We start from the raw sequence: 5,621 nt of genomic DNA, 5'->3' as shown, positions 1-5,621 counted from the left end.
GGGCCGGTGCGAGGGCGCGGCGACGCCGGCTCTGGCGAGCCTGTCCACCGCCGCGGGGCTCAGCGTCCGCGAGCACCAGATCGCACTGTTGGCCGCGCACGGTCACACCAGCCGGGAGATCGCCGTCACGTGCGGGTTGTCGATCCGCACCGTCGACAACACACTGGGCCGCGCATATCGCAAGGTCGGCGTACGCGACCGGCACGGCCTGCGCTCGATCCTGACCACGACGACGAGGCCGTAGAGCGCGTCCGGCTCCACCCCGACCCGCCCTCCCGAAGCCGCCCCCATGACGACACGTCGTGCCGTGCGGCCGGTCCGAGACCATCCCGGGTGGCGTACGTGCTCCGCTCCTACGCCACCCCCGACACCCTCGTGCCCCCGCTCCCGACGGCCCCCACGCCCACCGCCCGGTACCGCGCCGTGGTCCGCCCCACCCGAACCGACGCCCGCACCGCCGGACCCCGCCGCGCGGGGGTCACCGTCGCCCTCGCCCACCCGAGAGCCGCCGCGCCTTCACCGACGTCTCTCCCGGGCCGCCGCCGGGACCGGGATGTCACCGCTCCCGCGCGCGGCCGCCGCTTCGCGGGTACGGATCCGACTCGAAGCCGGATCACCGACGGCCGTGGGGCGTCCGAGGTCACCAGACGTCCGAGCTCATCAGGCGTCCGAGGTCACCGGCGGCCTCGAACCGGGGCTGAACGGAGAACCCGATGCCACAGCCTGATGCCGCCGGACGTGTTCTCGGGGGTGAGGGCCGACTGTCCTCGAAGCCGAGTCCGTCGAACCGGGCCGCGGCGAGCACGCGAGCGGTGACGTGGTCGCGGTGGTGGGCGGCGAAGCGGCGAGCCGGTAGCCGATCACCGCTCCCGGTCCTCGCCCACCTCGGCGTACGTCTCGGGTCCGAGGTGGGCCGCGGGCTGTCGTCGCTCGTCCGGTCGGCTGTCGTCGCTCATCCGGCCGGTGCGGCCGACACGCAGCGCACAAGCACCCCGCCGCACCGGCTCCGCAGGCGCGACGGTCGGCGCTCGGGCGTCAGGTGGTGGCGAGGACGCGGACCTCCTCGGCGACCGTCTTCCACAGGGGCGCGGGCAGGTCGTGACCCACTCCCGGATAGGTGACCAGGCGGGAACCGCGGATCGCGGCGGCGGTTGCCCGGCCCGCCTTCAGGCGCAGGATCTGGTCCTCTTCCCCGTGCAGGACCAGGGTGGGCTTGTCGAGGGTGGTGAGCTTGGGGCCGTGCCACTGGGCGCCGATCTGGCGACTTTGCGCACCGTTGTCGGCTATCCCCGTGTCGAGGTCGAGTTCGACCCAGGCGCGGGCGGCTTCCTCGTCGAAGGGGTAGCCGGGAGAGGCGACCGCGCGGGCCACGGCCACCCCCGCGGCGATGCGACCCTCCCGGGTGTCCGGGTGCTTTTGGCGGGCGAGCTTGGCCAACGTGCCGAAGCGCAGGTAGCGCACGACGCTCAGGCCCCCGACGTCGCTGGGCAGCGCGGCGGAGGAGGTCAACGTCCGCACGCGGGTGGGGTGTCGCAGGGCGATCCGCTGAGCGATGGCACCGCCGAGCGAGTGCCCGAACAGGTGGGCCGACTCCCAGCCCAGGTCGTCCATGACGGCGATGGCGTCGTCGGCCATGTCCTCGGCGGTGTACGCGTCGCCGCGCTTGCCGAACAGCGCCGAGAACGGGTTGCTCGTCTTGGTGGGGGGCAGGTGGGTCGACTCCCCGGCGTCGCGTTGGTCGTAGCGGACGACGGCGAAGCCCGCCGCGGCGAACGCCTCGCACAGTCCGAGCGGCCACCAACGGCGGGAGACGGCCAGGCCCATGATCAGCAACAGCGGTTCACCGGCGTCCGGTTCGTCCGACGCGGGTACGACGAGGCGGTCGTGGGCGATGTTCACCTCGCCGTTGCGGGCGAATCGGGTCGGCGTCCACGGGGCCGGGGGGACGGTGGCTTCCGGGTTCTCGGACTTCTCGATCACGACGTACGTCCTTTCTCGGCGCTGCCGAGCAGCAGCGCAATACTGCGATCAGCGTTCGCAATATTAGACTACACAGCGACAAGGACTCATGGCACACGTGAGGTATGGAGACCGATGGCCGGCGAACCCGTGTCCGTATGGACCCGCCCCGAACGCGGTAGGCGCGGCCCGGCGCCCGGTCGCAGCCGCGCCCAGATCACCGCGACCGCGGTCGAACTCGCCGACGCCGACGGGCTCGCCGCCGTGTCGATGCGGCAGGTCGCGCGGCGGCTCGACACCGGGCCCGCGTCGCTGTACCGCTACGTGGCCGCGCGGGAGGACCTGATCGATCTGATGGCCGACGCGGTCACGGCCGAGATCGACCTGACCGTCACGCCGAGCGGGGACTGGACGAACGACCTGGTCGCGCTGGCGGCGCAGGCGAAGGCGGTGTACCTGCGACATCCCTGGCTGCTGGACGTCATGGCCCAGTACACGCCACTGGGGCCGGCCTCGATCGACTACCTCGAACACGCGCTGACCCTGCTCGATCCCGCGCCCGCGAGCAGCCGGGCCAAGTTGGAGGCGATCGGCATCCTCGGCGGGCTGGTGACGCTGTTCGCCCGCAACGAACTCAACGCGCGCTCGGCGGGAGCTTCACCCGACGAACGACAGCGGGCGCAGACGGCCTACCTGGGGGAGGTCGCGGCTGCGGGGAAGCACCCTCGCCTGCTGGCGGCGATGACGAGCGCGGCGGGCGCGGCGGCTGCGGCGGCGGATGCTTCGGCCGGCGTCGACACCGGCGGCGGTGGCGGTGGCGGTGGCGCGAAGGATGCCGATTCGTGGGGTGACGGAGTATTCGAGCGGACACTGCGTCGAGTGCTGGCCGGCTTGCTGGCGCCCGGGGAGTAGCGACGATTCCCGGCGGCGCACCGAACGCCCGCATTACTCATCTGATCGAGACCGAAGCCACCGCGATCATCGACGGGAGGCACCGCTCGGCCCGGTGCCTCCCGGCTCCGGCACCGGCTCGGCAAGGGTCTCGCCTGCCGTCGGGTCGTTCACCGCGACTATTCCGGGACGGCTCGGACACCGGCACCGGCACCGGCACCGGCGATGACCGTGATGACGACCCGATGTACGGCGTCGGCTGTCGGTGGGGTGCCTGTGCGATCGGCGAACAGCAAGTGGCCGGCCCCGATCAGGGTGGGGGCGAGCGTGTCGAGGTCGGCATCCGGTGCGAGGCGCCCCAGATCGCGTTCGGCGGCCAGGTAGCCGGCGAGCATGGTGGTGGCCTCCGCCAGGACCGGCACACCGGTCGGCCTGGTCTGGCGCAGCCGAGCGCGCAGGTCGTCCCGCGAGGTGATCAGGCCCACGATCGCCACGGCGATCGACTCGAACACGGTCGTCAGCGCGCCCGTGAGGTTGTCGGCGACGGTGCCCGTACCGGCGGCGGCACGCAGGGCGTCGGCCTGGCGGTCGATCCGGGCGATGCGGTCCAGCACGAGGTCGGCGAGGAAGGCGTCGAAGTCGGCGAAGTGTCGATGCAGGACGCCTTTTGCACAGCCTGCCTCGCTGGTGACGGCGCGACTGGTCAACGCGCTCGGCCCCTCCCGGAGCAGGACCCGCTCGGCCGCCTCGAACAGTTGCTCGCGCGCGTCGCGCATGGCTACCCCTGTCGGCACCGTCCGCGCCCACCTTCCCTCGTTCGACCCCACCCGATTGACGAGTGGGCAAGCGCCCATTCATAGTGGGCACATGCCCATCATACCGCCGAGACGAGTGCGGCCCACCGAACCGGAACCTCACCAAGCCCGCGACCTGGCCCGGTCGTTCGGCACGGACCCCGAACGCTACGACCGCGCCCGGCCCCGCTATCCGGAGGCCATGGTGGCCCGCATCGTCGCCGCCGCGCCGGGCCGCGACGTGGTCGACGTCGGCTGTGGCACCGGCATCGCAGCCCGGCAGTTCCAGGCGGCCGGTTGCGCCGTGCTCGGCGTCGAGATCGATGCCCGGATGGCCGACTGGGCGCGGCGACGCGGACTCCCGGTCGAGGTGTCGGCGTTCGAGACCTGGGACCCGGCGGGTCGGCGGTTCGACGCGGTCGTCTCCGGCCAGACCTGGCACTGGGTCGACCCGACCGCAGGAGCGACGAAGGCCGCCGAGGCACTGCGACCCGGCGGCCGACTGGCCGTGTTCTGGAACGTGGACCGGCCCTCGCCGGAGGTGGCGGAGGCCTTTGCCGAGGTCTACCGCCGAGTACTCCCCGACTCGCTCGCCGCCCGCCAATGGACGACGCCGGCCGCCGAGGACAGGTACGCGGGCCTGTGTGCCAGGGCGGCCGACGGGATCCGCGCCTCGGGCGCGTTCACCGCCCCGGAACAGTGGCGCATCGACTGGGAGCGCTCGTACACCCGGCGCGAGTGGCTGGACCAACTGCCCACCACCGGCGGCCACACCCGGCTGCCACCGGCCCGGCTCGCCGAGGTCCTGGCCGGCATCGGCGCCGCGATCGACGCCGTGGGAGGCGGCTTCACCATGCCCTACTCGGCGACCGCGATCACCGCGGCACGCGTCGCCGCCTCCTGACCCGGCCCGCCGGCGAGCGACGACCCTCAGAGGATGGGCGGCCGCCCCAGGCGCGTCATCCTCCACACGGTGCGCCACTTCATCGGCTTGCGCGGGCCGCACGGCGTCCGCGTGCCCTCGGCGAAGCCGCCCCACCACGCTTTCAGCCCGCTCACGGACCGGATACGCGCCATGGTGAGGACGATCCACACGCCGAGGTAGACCGGGATCAGGGGCGCGGGCAACCGGCGACGGGCGAGCCAGACCCGATTGCGGGCGGTGAAGCGGTAGTAGACCGCGTGCCGGGCCGGCGACGTCGCCGGATGCCGCAGGACGAGTTCGGGTTCGTACCGGATCCGCCACCCCGCGTCGAGCGCCCGCCAGGCCAGGTCGGACTCCTCGTGCCCGAAGAAGAACTCCGCCGGCCACAGGCCGATCTCGTCGAGCATGGGCATCGAGAGGGCGTGCCCGCCGCCGAGGAACGCCGTCACCGGGCCGCCGCGCAGGGGATCGTCGGCGCGCAGCCGAGGCACCCAACGCCGCTCCGTGTGGCCGTGTTCGTCGGCGACCCGGAATCCGACGATGCCCAACTCGTGCTCCGTCGCGAACAGTTGCCCAACCCTGCCGAACACGTCGTCGGCGACGAGCAGGCCGTCGTCGTCGAGTTCGACGACCACGTCGACCTCGCCCGATTCGCGCAGCGCCCGCAGGCCGACGTTGCGGCCGCCCGGGCAGCCGAGGTTCTCGTCGAGCGACACCTTGGTGACGTTCGCCGCCGCGTCCACGTCGGTGAGTGACGTCGCGTTGCCGATCAGCACCACTCTCGCCGCGGGCACGTCCTGCCTTTCCACCGACGCGAGCAGAGCCGCCAACTCCCTGGGCCGCGTGCCCATGGTCACGATGACAACTCCCAGACGGGGCACGGCTTTCGAGCGCGGCAACGGCATGGCGGCGGACCCCATGTTCGGTGAAGGCGAGCACAACGACGGGCGACCACAAGCAGCGACAAACAGGGCAAACAGCGACAAGAACGGGACCGAAGGCGAGCACCAGGACAAGGGCCAGCACGAAAAGAAGACTCGATGGTAGCGACG

Annotated in this window: 7 protein-coding genes; 4 read left to right on the top strand and 3 right to left on the bottom strand. The window is 72.4% G+C overall.

Annotated features, from left to right (window positions below):
- Positions 1 to 244 (top strand): helix-turn-helix transcriptional regulator (locus GT354_RS20160; RefSeq protein WP_161357694.1); only part of this gene is annotated, 244 nt, incomplete at its 5' end.
- A 791-nt stretch (positions 245 to 1,035) separates the two neighbouring features.
- On the opposite strand, the gene GT354_RS20150 is transcribed toward GT354_RS20160, so the two are convergent.
- A complete protein-coding gene (locus GT354_RS20150; protein WP_346012095.1) occupies positions 1,036 to 1,980 on the bottom strand; it encodes an alpha/beta hydrolase in 945 nt (314 codons plus the stop codon).
- A gap of 114 nt (positions 1,981 to 2,094) precedes the next feature.
- On the opposite strand from GT354_RS20150, the gene GT354_RS20145 reads away from it, so the two are divergent.
- Complete coding sequence (locus GT354_RS20145; RefSeq protein ID WP_161357693.1) at positions 2,095 to 2,871, top strand: TetR/AcrR family transcriptional regulator; 777 nt, start codon at positions 2,095 to 2,097, stop codon at positions 2,869 to 2,871.
- A 158-nt stretch (positions 2,872 to 3,029) separates the two neighbouring features.
- Here GT354_RS20145 and GT354_RS20140 read toward each other — a convergent pair whose 3' ends face one another.
- Positions 3,030 to 3,644, bottom strand: coding sequence for a TetR/AcrR family transcriptional regulator (locus GT354_RS20140; RefSeq protein WP_161357692.1), 615 nt, complete (start codon positions 3,642 to 3,644; stop codon positions 3,030 to 3,032).
- A 73-nt stretch (positions 3,645 to 3,717) separates the two neighbouring features.
- Between GT354_RS20140 and GT354_RS20135 the strand changes: the two genes are divergently transcribed.
- A complete protein-coding gene (locus tag GT354_RS20135) occupies positions 3,718 to 4,548 on the top strand; it encodes a class I SAM-dependent methyltransferase (RefSeq protein ID WP_161357691.1) in 831 nt (276 codons plus the stop codon).
- Between the two features lie 26 nt (positions 4,549 to 4,574).
- Here GT354_RS20135 and GT354_RS20130 read toward each other — a convergent pair whose 3' ends face one another.
- The gene (locus tag GT354_RS20130) at positions 4,575 to 5,474 is read right to left on the bottom strand and encodes a glycosyltransferase (RefSeq protein ID WP_161357695.1); all 900 of its coding nucleotides are present in this window, start codon (positions 5,472 to 5,474) and stop codon (positions 4,575 to 4,577) included.
- On the opposite strand from GT354_RS20130, the gene GT354_RS52660 reads away from it, so the two are divergent.
- Entirely contained in the window at positions 5,428 to 5,616 is a 189-nt protein-coding gene (locus tag GT354_RS52660; protein ID WP_202512083.1) for a hypothetical protein, read from the top strand. The genes GT354_RS20130 and GT354_RS52660 overlap by 47 nt on opposite strands.
- The last annotated feature ends 5 nt before the right edge of the window (positions 5,617 to 5,621 follow it).

The sequence above is a fragment of the Streptomyces sp. SID3343 genome, assembly GCF_009865215.1.
Classification (GTDB): Bacteria; Actinomycetota; Actinomycetes; order Streptomycetales; family Streptomycetaceae; genus Embleya.
This window is presented reverse-complemented; position numbering and strand designations above follow the sequence as displayed.